Origin of the sequence: Ottowia thiooxydans DSM 14619, assembly GCF_000422885.1 — a bacterium.
Lineage (GTDB): Bacteria > Pseudomonadota > Gammaproteobacteria > Burkholderiales > Burkholderiaceae_C > Ottowia > Ottowia thiooxydans.
Genome location: NZ_AUGX01000001.1, coordinates 23,150 through 42,011, shown reverse-complemented (window position 1 = coordinate 42,011; position 18,862 = coordinate 23,150). Strand labels below are relative to the sequence as shown.

Annotated in this window: 12 protein-coding genes; 3 read left to right on the top strand and 9 right to left on the bottom strand. The window is 58.3% G+C overall.

What is annotated here, in order from left to right; all coding sequences use genetic code 11:
* Positions 1-9: 9 nt before the first annotated feature.
* The 9 genes from G518_RS0100175 to G518_RS0100135 all read right to left on the bottom strand — a co-directional run bounded on the left by G518_RS0100175 (position 10) and on the right by G518_RS0100135 (position 13,654).
* A complete protein-coding gene (locus G518_RS0100175; RefSeq protein ID WP_028600798.1) occupies positions 10-1,026 on the bottom strand; it encodes an NAD(P)H-quinone oxidoreductase in 1,017 nt (338 codons plus the stop codon).
* Positions 1,027-1,101: 75 nt separating this feature from the next.
* Entirely contained in the window at positions 1,102-3,384 is a 2,283-nt protein-coding gene (gene pnp, locus G518_RS0100170; protein WP_028600797.1) for a polyribonucleotide nucleotidyltransferase, read from the bottom strand.
* A gap of 207 nt (positions 3,385-3,591) precedes the next feature.
* Positions 3,592-3,858 carry a 30S ribosomal protein S15 gene (gene rpsO / locus G518_RS0100165; RefSeq protein WP_028600796.1) on the bottom strand — a complete coding sequence of 89 codons (267 nt, stop codon included), beginning with the start codon at positions 3,856-3,858 and terminating at the stop codon, positions 3,592-3,594.
* A 170-nt stretch (positions 3,859-4,028) separates the two neighbouring features.
* On the bottom strand, positions 4,029-5,192 hold the full coding sequence (locus G518_RS0100160) for a pyridoxal phosphate-dependent aminotransferase (RefSeq protein WP_028600795.1): 1,164 nt from the start codon (positions 5,190-5,192) through the stop codon (positions 4,029-4,031).
* 920 nt (positions 5,193-6,112) lie between these two features.
* On the bottom strand, positions 6,113-6,634 hold the full coding sequence (locus tag G518_RS0100155) for a hypothetical protein (protein WP_028600794.1): 522 nt from the start codon (positions 6,632-6,634) through the stop codon (positions 6,113-6,115).
* Between the two features lie 409 nt (positions 6,635-7,043).
* Positions 7,044-9,506: a hypothetical protein gene (locus G518_RS0100150; RefSeq protein ID WP_156909210.1), complete on the bottom strand. Its 2,463-nt coding sequence runs from the start codon at positions 9,504-9,506 to the stop codon at positions 7,044-7,046.
* Positions 9,507-9,828: 322 nt separating this feature from the next.
* Complete coding sequence (locus G518_RS0100145; RefSeq protein ID WP_028600792.1) at positions 9,829-11,358, bottom strand: Do family serine endopeptidase; 1,530 nt, start codon at positions 11,356-11,358, stop codon at positions 9,829-9,831.
* Positions 11,359-11,475: 117 nt separating this feature from the next.
* A complete protein-coding gene (locus tag G518_RS0100140) occupies positions 11,476-12,855 on the bottom strand; it encodes an ATP-binding protein (protein WP_028600791.1) in 1,380 nt (459 codons plus the stop codon).
* A 142-nt stretch (positions 12,856-12,997) separates the two neighbouring features.
* On the bottom strand, positions 12,998-13,654 hold the full coding sequence (locus G518_RS0100135) for a response regulator (protein ID WP_028600790.1): 657 nt from the start codon (positions 13,652-13,654) through the stop codon (positions 12,998-13,000).
* A 63-nt stretch (positions 13,655-13,717) separates the two neighbouring features.
* Between G518_RS0100135 and G518_RS33225 the strand changes: the two genes are divergently transcribed.
* Genes G518_RS33225 through G518_RS0100120 form a run of 3 tightly spaced genes read left to right on the top strand, consistent with a single transcriptional unit; the run spans position 13,718 to position 18,773 of the window.
* A complete protein-coding gene (locus G518_RS33225; RefSeq protein ID WP_084651280.1) occupies positions 13,718-16,729 on the top strand; it encodes a monovalent cation/H+ antiporter subunit A in 3,012 nt (1,003 codons plus the stop codon).
* Positions 16,729-17,070 carry a Na+/H+ antiporter subunit C gene (locus tag G518_RS0100125; RefSeq protein ID WP_028600789.1) on the top strand — a complete coding sequence of 114 codons (342 nt, stop codon included), beginning with the start codon at positions 16,729-16,731 and terminating at the stop codon, positions 17,068-17,070. The genes G518_RS33225 and G518_RS0100125 overlap by 1 nt, the downstream gene beginning before the upstream one ends.
* On the top strand, positions 17,067-18,773 hold the full coding sequence (locus G518_RS0100120; RefSeq protein ID WP_036593106.1) for a monovalent cation/H+ antiporter subunit D: 1,707 nt from the start codon (positions 17,067-17,069) through the stop codon (positions 18,771-18,773). Before G518_RS0100125 ends, G518_RS0100120 begins: the two co-directional genes overlap by 4 nt.
* Positions 18,774-18,862: the final 89 nt, after the last annotated feature.

Sequence of the window (18,862 nt, the reverse complement as noted above, 5' to 3'; positions counted from 1 at the left end):
TTTTTCCCATCATGCTTGCCAGTTCAGCACGATCTTTCCGATGTGCTGGTTGCTTTGCATCAGGGCGTGCGCCCTTGCCGCACCACTTAACATTTCCCCCTCTGATTGCAGAGCAGGAAACACGCTGTGAATGACAGGCTTGATGCGTCCACTTTCCAGCCATGGCCAGACGTTTGCCTGGAGTGCCTTGGCAATAGCGCCTTTAAAGGCGATGGGGCGAGGACGCAGCGTGGAGCCCGTGATAACCAGGCGCTTACGCAGCACCAGGCCCGCATTGAATTCCGCCTTGACTCCACCTTGAACGGCAATGATGACCAAACGGCCATCTTCTGCCAAGCACTCGATCTCGCGGCGAACATATTCGCCCGCCACCATATCGAGTACGACGTCGACACCTTTACCAGCCGTCAGCTTCTTCACCTCTTCGGCGAAATCTGAGGTCTTATAGTTAATGGCGTGATCTGCGCCCAATTCAAGCATGGCGGCGCATTTTTCATCGGACCCTGCAGTCGCGATGACGGTGGCGCCGGCAGCTTTGCCCATTTGAATGGCGGTCACACCAATGCCACTGGTTCCACCCTGGATCAACAGCGTTTCTCCAGCCTGCAAACGGCCCCGGTCGAACACATTGCTCCAGACAGTGAAGAACGTCTCGGGTAGTGAGGCCGCCTCAATATCTGACAGACCCCGCGGCACCGGCAAGCATTGCACCACGGGCGCCACACATTGCTCGGCATAACCACCACCGGCGACGAGTGCACAAACGCGATCACCCACAGCCAAACCGGCAGCTCGCATCGCTTCGGAATCACCCGATTCGATGACGCCTGCGACCTCAAGCCCCGGCAGATCCGAAGCGCCTGGAGGCACCGGGTAGTTGCCGGTACGCTGCAGGACATCAGGCCGGTTAACGCCGGACGCCGCAACGCGGATCAGCAGTTCGCCCTGACCCGCTACGGGAGCAATGCGCTCCGCAGGCACCAGGACTTCGGGAGCGCCGAACTCTCGGATTTCAATGCATTTCATAGTCGGATGGCCATTCACTAACAGGTGCGGACGCGAGTGCCGGGCGGTTTGTTCCAACCGCGCCGGCATCAGCCATCACTGCTGCTGTTGCTGTTGTTGGTCAGCCGAACGGTCATCGGCACCAGGGCCGCGTTGGTCACGCTCTGCGCGGGGTGGACGCTCACCGCGCTCACCGCGCTCGCCGCGTTCACCGCGATCATTGCGCTCGCCGCGATCACTGCGCTCTTCACGATCACCGCGTTCTTCACGTGCGGGACGATCAAGCAAAGCCTTCATGGACAGCTTGATACGGCCCTTTTCATCGGTTTCCAGCACTTTCACGCGCACAACCTGGCCTTCTTGGAGGTAGTCAGCCACCCGCTCCACCCGCTCGTTGGCGATCTGGCTGATGTGGAGCAAGCCATCCTTACCAGGCAGGATGTTGATCAAGGCGCCGAAATCAAGCAGCTTGACGACCGGGCCTTCGTAGACCTTGCCCACTTCGGCCTCAGCCGTAATTTCTTCAATGCGGCGTTTGGCTGCATCAGCTTTGGCGGCATCGCTGCTGGCGATGGTGATGGTGCCGTCTTCCTCGATGTTGATCTGGCAGCCGGTTTCTTCAGTCAAGGCGCGGATAGTAGCGCCGCCTTTGCCGATCACATCACGGATCTTCTCCGGATTGATCTTCATGGTGAAGAGTTTTGGCGCGAAGCTGGAAATTTCGGTTTTGGCCTCACCCATGGCTTCTTGCATCTTGCCGAGGATGTGCATGCGCGCTTCCTTGGCCTGAGCCAGAGCAACCTGCATGATTTCCTTGGTGATACCCTGGATTTTGATGTCCATCTGAAGGGCTGTGATGCCGTTGGTCGTACCAGCGACTTTGAAATCCATATCGCCCAGGTGATCTTCATCACCCAGAATGTCTGTCAACACGGCAAATTTGTTGCCGTCTTTGATCAGACCCATGGCGATACCAGCCACATGCGCTTTCATGGGCACACCGGCGTCCATCATCGAGAGGCAGCCGCCACAGACAGATGCCATGGACGAAGAGCCGTTTGATTCAGTGATCTCGCTCACCACGCGAATGGTGTAAGGAAATTCGTCTTTGGCCGGCAAGCAGGCGGCCAACGCACGCTTGGCCAGACGGCCATGGCCGACTTCGCGGCGCTTGGTGGAGCCCATGCGGCCAACTTCGCCAGTAGCGAAGGGAGGCATGTTGTAGTGGAACAGGAAGCGGTCTTCAAACTCGCCTGCCAGTGCATCAATGCGCTGTGCATCGCGCTCCGTACCCAATGTTGTCACGACCAGGGCTTGAGTCTCGCCGCGCGTGAACAGCGCAGAACCATGGGTGCGTGGAAGCACGCTGTTGCGGATCTCGATAGGACGCACGGTGCGTGTATCACGGCCATCAATGCGGGGCTCGCCAGCCAGAATCTGGCCACGAACGATTTTGGCTTCCTGTTCGAACAGGAGGCTATCGAGTTTGACTTCATCAAATTCGGCGCCCTCGCCTTTCAGTGCAGCGCGCACCGAAGCATAAGCCTCACGCACAGCGTGCGTACGGCCTTGTTTGTTGCGGATCTGATAAGCCTCGCGCAGCTTGCCCTCGGCCAGCACACCAACTTTTTCGATGAATGGCTCGTCTTTGACTTCGGGCGCCCAGGCGCCGGTTTCTGTCCAAAGTGGCTTGCCTGCTTCACGCACCAGTTCATGGATGGCATTGATGGCGATACGGCCTTGCTCATGACCGAACACCACCGCACCCAGCATGACATCTTCGGGCAATTGCAGCGCCTCGGACTCCACCATCAGCACAGCGTTTTCTGTACCGGCCACCACCAGATCCATCTGGCTGTCGGCACGGGCCGAACGTGCAGGGTTCAGAACATACTGACCGTTGACATAGCCCACGCGCGCAGCGCCGATAGGGCCGTTGAAAGGAAGACCGCTGACCGACAAGGCCGCGCTAACGGCGATCATGGCGGCGATATCGGCATCCACCTCAGGGTTCAACGAAACGGTGTGGATGACCACATGCACTTCGTTGAAGAAGCCTTCGGGGAACAAGGGACGAATTGGGCGATCGATCAGGCGGCTGGTGAGCGTTTCTGATTCGCTAGGCTTGGCCTCGCGCTTGAAGAAGCTGCCAGGGATCTTGCCTGCAGCGTATGTTTTTTCGATGTAATCGACTGTGAGGGGGAAGAAATCTTGCCCTGGCTTGGAGTTCTTGCTTGCCACCACGGTGGCCAACACCACGGTGCCATCAATGTTGACCAGCACAGCGCCGGTCGATTGGCGAGCGATCTCACCAGTTTCCATGACGACGGTCTTGTCGCCCCACTGGAAGGACTTCGTGACTTTGTTGAACATGCTCATGTTTGCTCCTGGGTGAATTGGCAGCTCAAAGTTGAGCTACGGAGGCTGAAGCCAGATTCAGAACACGATGCCATTCCAGCATGCACCTCAGATTCGAGGAGGTTGATGGAATGACACAGCTTCGCTCCAAAGCCGAACTTCTCGGAAAAAAATTAAAAAAACGCCTGAGCCAAGCGAAGGCTTCAGGCGTTTTTCATCGGTTGCAGCTTACTTGCGCAGACCAAGCTTGGCGATGAGAGCCAAGTAGCGATCAGCATCTTTGGACTTGAGGTAGTCCAGCAGTTTACGGCGACGGCTCACCATGCGCAGCAGACCGCGGCGGCCATGATGGTCCTTGGCGTGCTGCTTGAAATGGGGAGTCAGTTCGTTGATGCGGGCTGTCAACAGGCCCACTTGCACTTCGGGGCTACCAGTATCGTTGGCAGCGCGTGCGTTATCCTTGACCACTACGGCCTTGTTGTCTTTGGAGATCATATCTCTTGCTTTCGTTCCAAATGGTTTGACTTGCGTGGTGCGTCGGAACTACACGCCACGTGCGATTTGCTGAGATGCAAAACCTGACGATTATAACGGCACTGGAAAGAACACTCCAAACCCCTTGAATGCCCACTCTTCGTGGCCGGGCCCCGGGCTTGGTTTGAGCCCTATTGGCGAGGCAACCAGTGGGCGAGGCGTCGGACGCCCTCCTCTAGCCGCTTGACGTCTTTTGAGGCAAAGCACCAGCGCAGCCAGCCCTCCGCTTCGGGGGCGAACGCCAGACCGGGCGCGAGTCCCACACCAGCTTCGGCAACCAGACGCTTGGCGAGATGCAGTGAGTCATCATAGCCCGTGATGCGTAAAAAAGCGTACATGCCACCGGGTGCCTTGCTGGTCTTGATGCCTGGCAGCGCCTGGAGAAGTGGAACTAATGTGTCACGGCAATTCTTCAGATGAGCCACTATGCCTGGCGTCACTGCCTCCCGGAGCTCCAGAGCGGCCAGCGCGGCTCGCTGGACAAACACCGGGGCGCACGATGTATTGAATTCAAGCAACTTGCCGACGTGAGGCGTCATCGAGGGCGGCATCACGAGCCAACCCAGGCGCCATCCCGTCATCAGGAAGCTTTTGGAGAAGCTCTGCACCACCACCAGCCGATCCTCGGGCTCCGCGAGATCGAGAAAGCTCGGCGCCGCGCCGTTGCTCGTGTCTCCCGCGTAATACAAGCGCTCATAGACTTCGTCTGAAAGAATCCAGGTTCCCGTGCCTCGGCAGTGATCGAGGATTTGCTGTTGCTCTGCCCGGGAAAGGGTCCATCCCGTGGGGTTGTTGGGCGAATTGACGACCAAAAGGCGCGTTTGAGGTGTCACCGCAGCCAAAAGTTGGGCCATATCAAGGCGCCAGACACCATCGGCATCCGGCGCAAGCGCTACGCAACGCAACCGAGCGCCCAAGATAACGGGCTGCGCGGTAAGGTTGGGCCACACCGGAGTGACGGCAACCACTTCATCACCGGCATCGATCAGGGTCTGCATGGCCACAATCAAGGCATTCACGCCACCTGAGGTCACGGCAATGCGACTTGGTTCGACAGGCCCGTGAAGCTCACTCATGTACCCGGCCACCGCCTGGCGCAGCGCGGGCAAGCCCAGGTTATGCGAATAGAAGGTTTCCCCGGCTTGCAACGAGGCAATGCCCGCTTGCCGGATCGCTTCTGGCGTAACTTCGTCACTCTCGCCAAACCAGAATGGCAGCACATCTTCTCGTCCCATTCCGGCATTGGCAACTTCACGGATCCGGGATTCCTCAAGCTTCAAAATGGCTTGGCGCATGATAAGGTGCTCGACTTTTTTCGGTTTACTTTTAAGCGGATTCGCATGGTAGCGGAATGCTGCTTGAGTGTGACACGCCTTACTCCACCCCACCTCTTCAATGCTTCAACGCACTCGCGCCCTACCCCTCCTTGCCATTGCTACAGCATTGCTCCTGACCGCGGTGATTTTTGCGTCTCCAGCGCACGCAGCCCGAAAAAAGCGCGATCAGCTCGCCGAGACTTGCACCGCAGACCCCGAAGGAGGCTGCTCTGCGCGTGCGCGCCGCCCCCTTCATGTGAAGTTCGAACGACGTGCCCATGAAAGCGCTCGGGAACGCGAGCGCCGATTAATACGTGAATGCCGAAGCAGGCCTAATGCGGGCGCGTGCCTAGGATACGGAAGTTAGGGCGCCCGTTTGCTCGCAGCGCCCTACCCAAGAACCGTGATAAGCCGCCGATTTTTCATGTGAATATGAATATATGAGCCTGCTCGTTTCAGTTGAACGCCTCTGACCTCGCGGAAGGGCACACACCATGGACACGCCGCTCGCCCTCACCCCTACCCTCTCCCGCCTGCGGGAGAGGGGGTAAAACCAGCTCACAGCCTCGGGTTCTGGGGCTCCAGTCGGCAAGCGCGCTTGCATCAGGCTCTTACAGAAGCCCCTCCCCAGTTGCGCCTACGCGCGAGGCGCCCTGCGCACTGGATTGAAGGCGCTCACCGTGTGCACGGATATCTGGCGCAGGCGCCTAAGACCGTTCGCAAAGTCTTGACGCTTAGGGAGTCTCTGCAAAACCTATCGCGGATGCCAGGCGCTGGCCGCGGGATGGGCTGCAAGACGAGTTTTGCAGCCAATAGCTCGTGCTATTGGCAAAAAATTCAACGCAGCAGACCGCCCGGGGGTAGCGATCTGGCGCTGTGAGGGGTTTTGCAGAGGTTCCTTAGATAGCAATAAGCACCATAAGCAGCAAAAAGACTGCACAGACAGCGCCAGCTATATAACCATGCTTCATATTTAGGCCTCCCGCACTCGTCAGTGCCGCATCTCGCGCCGGGCCAGCAGGTGTTTCCTTCTTAATTCGTGCCACTTGGGCCACGGCATGCTGGATATACATGGATTTGGCGATCATCGGAATAAGAAACGCCATAAAGGTGAAGTCAGGGCTTTTCGGCCAAATGAACGCTATGACATTAACAAAAACAATGAGCCCTACCATCAGACCCACAAACAGCCAATTTTTACGCGCCACCGCCCATGGGATTCCAAGCGGAGGAATAAGTGCAGGCCAACTCCAGCTAAGCCCAGAACCCCCATACCCCTTCTCTTTCCAATTCGTGTGCTGCTTCTGCCATGATGGTTGATACGATTGGGCGTTGGGCCCAATAAACGTGGCAAGCTCCTCCCAGGTCACGCTGAGCCAATTCTCTTTTATTTGAGAAACTTTTTCTTTATTTACAAACACTTGAAAATCCCTCACTGATTAAAATCACCAAGAACTTAGCAGCGAGTGATAAAAGCTACGGTTTTAGCTTTTGAAATTCACGTGACTGAGCCCCCCTCTTCCATCCACGTTACACCAGCGCCCGCTGAGTCGCTAAGGTGGCGATGGAAATTAGAGCAATTTCCGTGAAATTATTGACCTTGCGGCATGTGTGCACAGGACCGCGCGGATAGCTCGCCATGCGCCTTTAGCAGGAGCGGCCATAAGAAGGGAGTGCGTCGTACCGCGTAGGGCTGCACATATCGACGCCCCTCCGAGGCGCTTTTCATAGGCACCGACTACCGTACAGGCGGCAGCCTACCAACTAGGAACGCTGGACGCTGACCCATGAACTAAGCACACGAGGGGGTTATCAGGCAGCCATGCGTGGCTATAAACGCTCCACGGCAGGCATCGACTCAAGCTCTGAATAAAGCAAGGCACCAGTATTGATTATTCGCATCGCATACTCTTTTAGCAGTGCATGCTCTTCAACACCGGGTGTAATGCGCACGGTTTCCCCGCATTCACCGAAATTGGTGATATTGAATCCGAAACTTGATCGATCTACGACAGCCAAGTCTCTAAAGGCCGGACAAAGCCTGGTCTCATATAGCTGGGCGTTGATGCGAGCGCGCTCCTCTGGAGATACCATGGCGCCCTCTATTCTTAGCTTTTTGGCCAAGTATGCCTGCGTCAGCCTGAAGCTGATATACACGGTTTTCGCATCAGAATTAATACATATTTCATATGCATTCTCTGTCTCATGGCCCCACGCGATTTTTTCTTCCAGCGTGGCGCGCAATGTGGCGGTATTTTTTCTAACTCTGGCCAGATACGCTAGCGAAGACGCATGGTTTTCGGTAGAGAGCAGATGGGCGATATAGCCTTCGTCGTCGTTCGGTACATGCATGCGATTTCGCGCCATATTGGTACGGAAATCTACCCAGTGTTCTTTGTGGTTGAAAACCGCCGCGAAACCAATATTGACGAGATCCATGCCATTTTGAACAAATTTGGTGCCGCTTTGCAGCAGAATCAGATTCAACCGGCCAGATTCAATGTGAGGTTTGGCGGCTTTCAGAGCGGCTGAGATTTGCTCTTCTCCGAGATGATTCAAGGTGACATCCATCACTACGGTGCGGCGGTGATCAACGCCGTCTGAGAACAGATGCTTGATCAACTCCACAGGATCGTGCGGCTGCACACTGGGTTCTGCCGCATTGTTGGGATGCGGCTCGATGATGATCAAGTCTTTCTCGATCAAATCAGGATGTGTAACGAAGGGATAGCTAGCGGGCTCATTGAAGAGGCCGGGCGTTTCGTAGTAGCCACCAGCCAAATAGGCGACTGAGTTCTGACCCGGTAGCGACGCGTGGGTCTGATCCAGCATGGCCAGGGCGTGAGGTGCACGCTCCACTGCCAGGAATTCTTGCAACGCGCATGCCTCGCCGCGTGACAAGCCAACACCTGTGACCACGGATATTCCCAACAGCAATGACGCGACGGCGTCATCCAAACGAGTCGTGCGCCCGGCCCAATCGTTTTGAAAATGGATGATGCGGTGAATCTCCTGCATGGCCTGATAAAGGCGCTCCATATGCAGTGACGAAGCCTGCGGGTTAAGCCGCGGGCCCGACATGAAACCCGCCTGAAACACGAGTTCGGATACGGTTTGCAAAGCTTCCGTGAGATCAGCGCAGACCATGGCAGGCATACTGGGCCGGCCAAATTTCTGGATATCGCCAATGAGATTGCGCACTACCTGAATATTTTGTCGCAGGAAAAACGGCAAGCCTTCGGTCCCCGGGGCAACGCACTTTTCGTAAGCAGCTTTCAACAATTGAGTCTGCTCAATCGAACTGCCCATCAACGGATCTACGCCTTTGGGCACTATCAAAGTATTGGGTGCCCACTGCGTTTTCGATAGGCCGCTTTTGACCGCTTCTGCGGCCTCGTCATGAAACGCAGCATTCAGTGATTCAAGAGCGCCCGGAATGTCGCCCTCGCAGATTTTTCTCACCATGGCTTCGGCGCAAATTTCCGCGCATTCACTCGGCGAAGCGCGCAACCCCCGGCGACCGAAATGACCATCGATTACAGGCAAGGTCACCTTGGTCTTCAAGATGAGCTGTATCCGCAAGGGCTCGATATAAACGCTTTCGAGGCCCGCAAGGTCTAGCGCATCCAAACTGGACAATAGCGTGAGCGTCAACCCCGGATACTCGAACGCTCGGCTGACCGGGTAAACCACAAACTTGTTCAGTTCATCACTGCTCTCACCAAGGAGCTTTCGGATTTGCTCGGTACGCACTTCTGCGGCGGCCATCCAGAGACCGGTTCGCACCGCTCGGCCGTACCCCTCCCGGACCAGGGGCGAGCGTGAACGCTCCAACCTATCCGCATCGTTGCGTGAATAGGTAGCTTGCAACTGCCCACGCATGAGTTCCGCCTTAAGGAGCTTCTGATACCTTGGGGAGGCAATCTGAAAACCCTGTACGTTACCTGCCCGGCTGCCAAGAAGGCTCAGTGTGTTTGCAAAGCTGTGAAACCAATTCCTGAACGCCTTGGCATGATCGGTTGCGCTTTCCACAACTCCAAAGGATTCGTGAATATTTGAATGCAATAGTGCCGCTGTAGGTGCAGGTGCGATAGCAAAGGAAACGGCATTAGCGGGTACGGGCACCGAGTTATTTCTGGCCAAGATGGTTGCAAGTAACTGATCAAGCTCTGCCATCCAGGCGTGGTCGCGTTGCAAGCCTTGCGCGGAGGATGCTCCGCAGGGGCTCTCAGTGGGGGAGGATTCGTTCCTAGGGGATCGGCAGCCGGCAATACCGCCGGACAGGTTGCTCATTCCTGGCATGTCTTCTTCTTTGATAGATGAGGCAGAGCAGATTCGATAGCGGGGGCTGTTATGCCGTTGGCGACGTCTGGAGGCCGTTTCGTAGCCACAGCAAATGAGTAACGAAACGGCGTTACAAGTTCCATTCGATGGGAAATTGCCAAGCGCGCTCCTGCGCTCAATGCCCCCTCGTGCCCTCATGCAGTTGCGTTTCACTTCGTTCGTTGTGATCAACTTACGGCGGGACTTGCACCCGCAGGTGTGCGCCCATGCTGGGCACACTAATAAAAAAACCCGAGGCGATCGCCTCGGGTTTTTTAAGTGAAAACCAGTTTCAGCCGATTCGCACTGGCACAAATATCCGCTGACCATCTCGCTGGATCAGCAGCGCCACTGACTTATCAGATTTGGCGATCACGTTGCGAGCCTGTTCGGCATTGCTCACCGCTTGCCCATTGATCGACACCAGTACGTCGCCTGGTTGTACGCCCGCCGCGGCGGCCGGGCCTGCGGCCTGCTCAATCAAGAGTCCATCCTCCACACGTGCCTGCTGCTTCTCCTCAGGAGCCAGAGGCCGGAGAGACAAACCGAGTTTTCCTTTTTGCACGTTCCCAGCGTCGGCCAATTGCTCGGCTTTGTCTTTATTTCCACTCAAGCGGGCAGTGACTTTCTCCGAACGGCCTGCGCGCCAGATCTCAAACGTCACCGTGTCTCCGGGTCGCGCCATGCCGATCTGTGCGGGCAGATCACCCGAGGCGACGATAGGTTGGCCGTCGGCCTTCAAAATCACGTCGCCCGTTTTCAGCCCCGCGCGTTCGGCAGCGCTTCCTTTTTCCACGTTGGCAATCAACGCGCCTTCCGGTTTGGGCAGTTTGAAGGAATCAGCGAACGCTTGATTCACCTCCTGTACTGCGACACCCAGGCGAGCGTGCTCGACTTTGCCGGTCGCAACGATTTGATCCTTCACTTTGGCGGCCAATTCGATGGGAATGGCAAATGACACCCCCTGGTAGCCCCCTGAGCGGCTATATATCTGCGAGTTGATTCCCACCACCTCGCCGGCGGAGTTGAACAGCGGGCCACCCGAGTTGCCGGGGTTCACAGGAACGTCAGTCTGGATGAAAGGAACGGCGCTGTCGTCAGGCAATGAGCGGCCTTTGGCACTGACGACACCTGCAGTGACGGTGTTTTCAAATCCAAACGGCGAGCCGATGGCCAGCACCCATTCTCCGGGTTGAAGATTCTTGCTGCTGCCCAGCGGAACGGTGGGCAGGCCCTTTGCTTCGATCTTCAGGACTGCGATGTCCGTCTTGGGATCCGCGCCCAGCACCTTGGCCCGAAACTCGCGGCGGTCGGTCAACTTCACGGTGACCTCTTTCGCGCCGCGCACCACATGGGCGTTAGTCATGATCAGCCCGTCTGGACTAATGATGAATCCAGAGCCTACGCCCCGTGCTTGCGGTTGCTGAGCACCGCCGCCTCGTTGCCCGGGGGCTTGCCCGAACATACCGGGCGGAATGCCAAACTGGCGTAGCAAATCGTCCATGGACCCCTCCTGTCCGCGCCTTGACCGGCCTTGCGGGGCGGGGGTTTCGTCTTCATCTTCGTCTGATGCTTTCTGAGTGCCGCTGGTGCTGATATTGACCACGGCGGGGCCGTTGCGCGCCGTGATGGCGGCGAAACTCGGCAAGGTTTGTGTCGTAGCCACTCCGGGTGCAGCGGCCAGGGCAGCGGCCACAGGTGCTGGTTGCGCCTGGGCGCGTACGTTCATCCGGTCCACAGCCGTCACCCCTGCCCCGCCCAGCACGCCGGCAGCTAAAAGTGCAACTACGAGTTTTTTCGACTTCAGCTCGATCGCGTTCATGTTTGTGTCCTTTTTCCGTCTATTCAATGGGGCCGTCTAATGACGGTTGAGTTGAATATGACGGCGGACACTTAGGCAGAGCTTAGGAGCTCACAGTCTTAGAACGTTGGCTTGAAGTTAGCTGAACTCCACGGTAACTTTCAAACCGCCCAAAGCGGGCGACTCATCCAGCTTTACCTGGGCGCCATGCCGGTCAGCCACCGCTTTAACGATCGCCAACCCTAGCCCACTGCCGTGCCCGGCGGCTCCTGCGACCCGATAGAAGCGATCGAGCACGCGCTGTCTTTCTTCAGGGGCAATACCGGGACCGGAATCTTCCACGATAAGCCATGCTTGGGGTGCTTTGGAGCCAGATAGCCCAGGCCCCTCGATCTTCGGCGGCGCATGCGCCACTTGAACTTGCACGCGGCCACCCTCAGGGGTATAGCGCAACGCGTTCTCCAGCAAATTGCGTAGTAGCACGGCCAAGCCCTGTTCATGGCCAGAAACTATCACTTCCTCCTGAGGGGCCAAAGGCGGCGCCAAGATAACGCCCCGGGTGGCGGCCTCCCTGGCAAACTCCTGCACAGCACCTTGGGCCAATCGGTTCAGGTTCACAGAAGATGGGGGTACTGCGTCACCATTGCCCCCTTCCTGCCTGGCCAGCGCGAGCAGTTGTTCGACCAGACGAGTGGCGCGGTCGATGCCTGAAAGCAGGCGCTCATTCGCCACACGGCGAGCCTCCGGCCCTTCCGCGCGTTGAAGGCTCTGCAGTTGGAGGCGCAGGGCAGCCAGGGGCGAGCGAAGTTCGTGAGCGGCGTCAGCGGTAAAGTTTTGCAGAGCGTCCCAGGCTGCGGCCAGGCGCGACAACAGGCCATTCATCTCGGTCACCAGCGGCAGCACCTCGGCTGGTAGGCCATCAACCGCCAAAGGAGCCAGATCGTGAGCGCGTCGCGTGGCTACCTGGCGGCGGAGCTGCTCCACGGGAGCCAGCGCGTGGCCGATTACCCACCACACGATCAGCATCAAAAGCGGTGCCAAAGCCGCAATGGGAAGCACGGCGCGCAGCGCCAATCGCCCCGCGATCTGCCTGCGTGATGCGAGATCTTGTGCTACCTGGATGACCTGCAAAGGGGTCTGCAATGCATACACCCGATAGGCCGCTCCGGCCACACGCACATTCGCAAAGCCCAGCACAGCCTGCTGGGGAAGCAGGCGCGCTGAACGCGAGCGGTAAAGCATGGCGCCATCAGCTCGCCATATTTGAATGATCAAATCGTCCGCACCCGAACCGGGAGCTAGCGCGTCTTCACCCAACACGGCTGAAGCCAGGCCACCAGTCAAGGAGAGCGCAATGCGTTCCATCTGCGCATCAAATACGGCTTCAGTTTCTGTGCTCGCGGTGCGCCAGGTAACTGCGGCCTGAACACAGGCGATCAGCAGCACGGCGAGTAGCAGCAAGCGGGTAAGACGGGCGCGTAATGAAGGCGCCGGCCGAGGTGCGCTATCTAAGGGCATGGGCTTTCAAGGGCATGAGCTTTTGACATCGTCCAGGTTGGGAAGCTATCGGTATACGATGGAATGGCCGTCTCGGGCTGTAAAAGCCAGGGGAGAATCAGGGCTCTGACTACACGCCTGTGAAAAGACCTCGAACGGCCTCTCATTGAGGCACCCTATACCCAAGGCCGCGCTGGTTTTCGATCAGGCCAGCGCCCAGCTTCTTGCGGACACCGTGGATGTAGACCTCAACAGCGTTCGAGCTGATGTCATCGCGCCAGGAATAGAGCTTTTCTTCCAGCTGAGCACGTGAAAGCACACGCCCCGGGCGAGCCAGAAGAGGCTCCAATACTGCCCATTCACGTGCGGACAGGCTGACAGGTTGGCCTGCCAGGCTGACCTCTCGCGTGGCGGGGTTGATGGCCACGTCTCCCCACTCGTAAACAGGCTCAGCGCGACCATCCGCACGCCGCAAAAGAGCGCGAATACGAGCCAATAGTTCATCGAGGTCGTAGGGCTTGATAATGTAGTCATCCGCCCCGGCATCCAGGCCGGCCACTCGCTGAGCGACGGAGTCACGTGCTGTAGCGATCAACACCGGTAATCTCTGCTTGCGCGCGCGCAAAGTACGCAGCACTTCCAGGCCATCTTTGCGTGGCAGGCCGAGATCCAACAGCAAGAGGTCATAGGACGTCGTTGCCAAGGCTGTTTCGGCCATGGCACCGTCTTTGACCCAATCGACGGCCCACCCTTCTCCGCGAAGTGCATCTAGCACTACTTCGCCAATCATGGTGTCGTCTTCGGTCAGCAGAATGCGCATCTGCGCTATTTTGTCGTTTTTTTTCCGCAATCGGCCAAACCGCCCGTTAGACTTGAGAGTCACATGGATTTGCTGACACTTCTTCTACTGCCTTTCGCTGGGGCCTTGATAGCCGCCCTGCTACCCACCCACGCGCGAAATACCGCCGCGACACTTTCCGCGTTGGTAGCTGGTGCAGCGTTGTTCACCGTGGCGTTGATGTATCCCGCTTTGCAGGAAGGCCAGGTGCTGCGCCAGGAGGTTGCATGGATACCTTCGGCAGGCTTGAACCTGGTTCTGCGCGTAGATGGCTTTGCCTGGATGTTTGCCACGCTAGTCACCGGCATTGGCCTGCTGGTGGCACTGTACGCGCGCTACTACATGAGCAAGGAAGATCCGGTTCCGCGCTTTTTCTCCTTCTTCCTGGCCTTCATGGGCGCCATGTTGGGTGTGGTGCTTTCAGGCAACCTGATTCAACTTGCCTTTTTCTGGGAACTGACCAGCCTGTTCAGCTTCCTGCTCATCGGCTATTGGCACCATCGCAAAGACGCTCGGCGCGGTGCGCGCATGGCTCTCACCATCACCGGAGCTGGCGGCCTGTGCCTGCTGGCGGGCGTACTGATCCTTGGCCATATCGTGGGCAGCTACGATTTGGAGGCCGTGCTGGGGGCAGGCGATCGAATCCGCGCCCATGCCTTGTATACACCGATGTTGGTGTTGGTACTGCTTGGCGCGCTAACCAAAAGCGCTCAGTTTCCATTCCAATTCTGGTTGCCACATGCGATGGCAGCCCCCACCCCGGTTTCCGCCTATCTGCACTCGGCGACCATGGTGAAGGCGGGTGTATTCCTCCTGGCGCGGCTTTGGCCCGCGCTTGCCGGCACAGAGCAATGGTTCTGGATGGTGGGTGGCGCAGGCCTGATCACCCTGGTGCTCGGCGCCTATGCGGCCATGTTCCAGAACGACCTGAAAGGGCTGCTGGCCTATTCCACCATCAGTCACCTGGGTCTGATTACCTTGCTTCTGGGCCTGAACCGTGATCTGGCGGCTGTGGCGGCGGTGTTTCACATCATCAACCACGCCACTTTCAAGGCATCTCTGTTTATGGCGGCAGGGATCATTGACCATGAAACAGGCACCCGGGACATTCGTCGCCTCAACGGGCTGTTCAAGTCTATGCCCATCACGGGCACGCTGGCACTGGTGGCCAGCGCAGCGATGGCTGGTGTGCCGCTCATGAACGGGTTTCTCTCCAAGGAAATGTTCTTTGCAGAAACGATCGATCTGCACGCGCTTCCCTGGCTCGACTACGGGCTACCCATTGCAGCCACGGTGGCCGGCATATTCGCCGTGACCTATTCGCTTCGCTTTTCCTGGGACATTCTTTTCGGCACACCTTCCACCAACCTGCCACGCGAGCCGCACGAACCCGTACGCTGGATGCGGGTGCCGGTTGAAGTGCTGGTTCTTTTATGCCTGCTGGTAGGAATTTTCCCCCAGTGGAGCATTGGCCCGGCACTCGACCTTGCCGCTCGGCCCGTAGTGGGTGGTGCCTTACCCACCTATAGCTTGGCTGTGTGGCACGGAATCAACCGCCCCTTGGTGATGAGTCTGGTCGCGTTAGCAGGCGGCATTGTGCTGTACATGCTTTTGCGGCGCCAGCTTGAAGCGGGACGCCTGGATCAGCCGCCACTGATTTACCGGCTAGACGGGCAAGCCCTTTTCCAGCGCACGCTCGTCGGCCTTGATCGCCTCGCACGCGCTCTGCTGAAACTGTTCTCCACCTCCCGCCTGCAGCCCCAAATGTTGTTGGTGGTGCTGGCAGCCATTTTTGCGGCTTGGGCATCACTGCGGCACGGCCTGGGTTGGGGTGATCGCACGCGTGTGCCTGGCACGGTAGCGATGGCCTTGCTATGGGTGATGGGTTGCATTTGCGCGGTAGCTGCCGCCAACCAGGCCAAGTTCCACCGGCTGGCCGCCCTGATCCTCGTGGGGGGCGTGGGGTTGATCGTCAGCCTGACTTTCATGTGGTTCTCCGCTCCAGATCTCGCGCTGACGCAATTGGCGGTGGAGGTGGTAACCACCATCTTGTTCCTGCTCGGATTGCGCTGGCTGCCCAAACGCATGCCGGTGGACGAAAAGGCGCCCAGTATCCGCACACGGCTGCGGCGCCTGCGGGATCTGGCGGTCTCGCTTGCTGCCGGTGGCGGCATGGCTGCCCTGGCCTACGCCATGATGACGCGGCCTGCACCGCAAAGCATCTCGCCCTTCTTCCTTGACAGAGCGCTACCCGAAGGCGGTGGCACCAACGTGATCAACGTCATGCTGGTGGACTTCCGAGGATTTGACACCATGGGCGAGATCACCGTGCTGGGGATCGTGGCGCTCACGGTTTACGCCTTGCTCAGGCGGTTCAGGCCGCCCGGCGAGGTGAGCGAGCTGCCGCCGCAGCAGCGCGCCGTGCCACCTGATCTAGCCTCAGACCTCATCAACCCGCGTACGGCGCAAGACACCGCGTTGGGATACATGATGGTGCCGGCCGCCTTGGTGCGCCTTCTGCTGCCGATAGCCGGCGTGATCGCGGCCTATCTTTTCATGCGCGGGCACAACGAGCCTGGCGGCGGCTTTGTGGCCGGGCTGGTGGTGTCCATCGCGTTCCTCACTCAGTACATTGTGGCCGGCACGCACTGGGTGGAGGCCAATCTTCAGCTGAAGGTGATCCGCTGGATCGCCATTGGCATGCTTTTAGCGTTATGCAACGGCTTGGGCTCGCTGTTTTTTGGTTACCCGTTCTTGACGACGCACACCGCGCACATGACGCTGCCTATAGTGGGTGAGATACACATAGCCAGCGCGCTTTTCTTCGACGCTGGCGTTTTTGCAGTGGTCGTAGGCTCCACATTGCTGATTCTTACCGCACTGGCTCACCAATCAGTTCGTAGCCACCGGAAACCCGCCAAAAAGGATGGCGCTGGCTCCTCCGCGGAAGCTCAGGCATCGGATGAGGCTGGAGCGCTGAACCACAATCAATTAGCCGCTTCAGGAGGACCATTGAATTCAGGGCGGATCGACGCGCCGATAGGGAGGGCGCTCTAATGGAGATCATTCTCGCCATGGTTATCGGCATTCTGGGGGGCTCAGGCGTATGGCTTGTGCTGCGCCCGCGTACCTTTCAGGTGCTCATGGGCCTGAGCCTGCTTTCCTATGCCGTGAACCTGTTCATCTTCGCCATGGGCAGCCTCTCACTAGACAAGGAACCCATCGTCACGCCAGGCCTCGTTCCCAATCTTGAAAACTACACCGACCCCCTGCCCCAGGCGCTGGTACTTACAGCGATCGTCATCGGGTTTGCCACCTCTGCCCTGTTCCTGGTGGTGCTGATGGCCTCCCGGGGGCTGTCTGACACTGACCATGTCGATGGCGAGGAGCGCGAATGAGGCAGCTGATCGAATGGTTGATGCCGCACCTGATCGTCGTGCCCATCTTGCTGCCCATGGGGACAGCCATATTGATGCTGCTTCTGGGAGACACGCGCCGGCCATTGAAGGCCGTGGTCAACGTGGTTTCATGCTTGCTGGGGCTGCTTGTAGCGATTGCCCTGGTTTATTGGGCGCAGCGGATGGGCGGCCCTCAGGCCGTGGGCGTCTACCTGCCATCCAACTGGCCGGTGCCGTATGGCATCGTCCTGGTCGCGGATCGTTTGTCAGCCATGATGCTGCTGCTGTCGTCGATTTTGGGCTTGGGCGGGCTTTTGTTCGCGGTGGCCCGCTGGCATAAGGCAGGCGTTCATTTTCATCCGCTCTTTCAGCTGCAACTGATGGGCCTGAACGGCGCATTTCTTACGGCCGACCTGTTCAATCTGTTTGTGTTTTTCGAGATCATGCTGACGGCCTCCTACGGCCTGCTGCTGCATGGCTCTGGCTGGCCACGTGTGCGCTCCGGGCTGCACTACATCGCGGTGAACCTGCTGGCTTCCACCCTGTTCCTGATCGGGGTGGCCATTCTGTACGGAGTCACCGGCACGCTCAGTCTGGCAGACATGGCCATCATGGTGCCGGCTATCGGCGAGAGTGACCGCGGTTTACTGCACGCTGGCGCTGCCATTCTCGCGATCGCATTCCTGGTGAAAGCCGGCGCATGGCCATTGAATTTTTGGCTCGCCCCCGCTTACTCTGCTGCATCGGCCCCGGTGGCGGCCTTGTTCGCCATCATGACCAAACTGGGGATCTACTCAGTGCTGCGGGTATGGACGCTGCTCTTCCCTCAGGATGCCGGCGTTTCGGCGCTTTTTGGCGGCAACGCTCTGATATGGATAGGCTTGGCGACGCTGGCCTTCGGCGCCGTGGGGATCATAGCCACGCAGCGCCTGGCACGCATGGCGGCATTTTGTGTCGTCTTGTCCTCCGGTACGCTCATGGCCGCATTGGGCTTCGGTCAACCTGCAGTCACCGGCGGAGCGCTTTATTACGCGCTCGGATCCACCTTGGCGATAAGCGCGTTTTTCTTGTTGATCGAGCTGATCGAGCGCTCACGCGAGGAGGATGAAAAACCTGCGTATGTCAGCGAGTTGGAGATGGATGAAGCTTTCGGCTACCCCATCGACTTGATGCCGGCCCGAGATGTCAACCTGGATGATGACGAAACCGAACTGATCGGCCGAGCCATTCCCGCTGCCATGGCATTTCTAGGCTTGGCATTTATCGCCTGCGTGCTGACTATCGCCGGGCTACCCCCGCTCTCGGGATTTGTTGGCAAGTTCATCATGCTTTCGGCGCTGCTCAACCCGGCAGGTTTGGGCCACGCTGCAGCAAACCCTCCCGCTGCGGCGTGGGTGCTTCTGATATTGCTCATCAGCGGCGGCCTGCTGGCCACTATTGCCCTGTCTCGCGCGGGCGTTCGTTATTTCTGGGCGCCACAAAATCGCCCGGTTCCGCGCTTGCGCGTGATTGAGACAATTCCCATCGGCGCGATGCTCCTCCTTGTAGCCGTACTGGTGTGGCAGGCTGAAGCCGTGATGGGCTACACCAATGCTGCGGCGCGCGGACTCCATGATCCCAAGGAATATATTGGTACGGTGATTTCGACGAAACCGGTGCCGTCTCCCACGGCTTCGGGTGAGGGAGGGCTGCGTCGCCCATGAAAAAGGACATGACCCCCCCACGCTCCCCCGCTTCGCGAGGTCCGCTGCCCCCCGAGGGGGTTGCTTTTCATCTTGGGACGGCCCGGCGA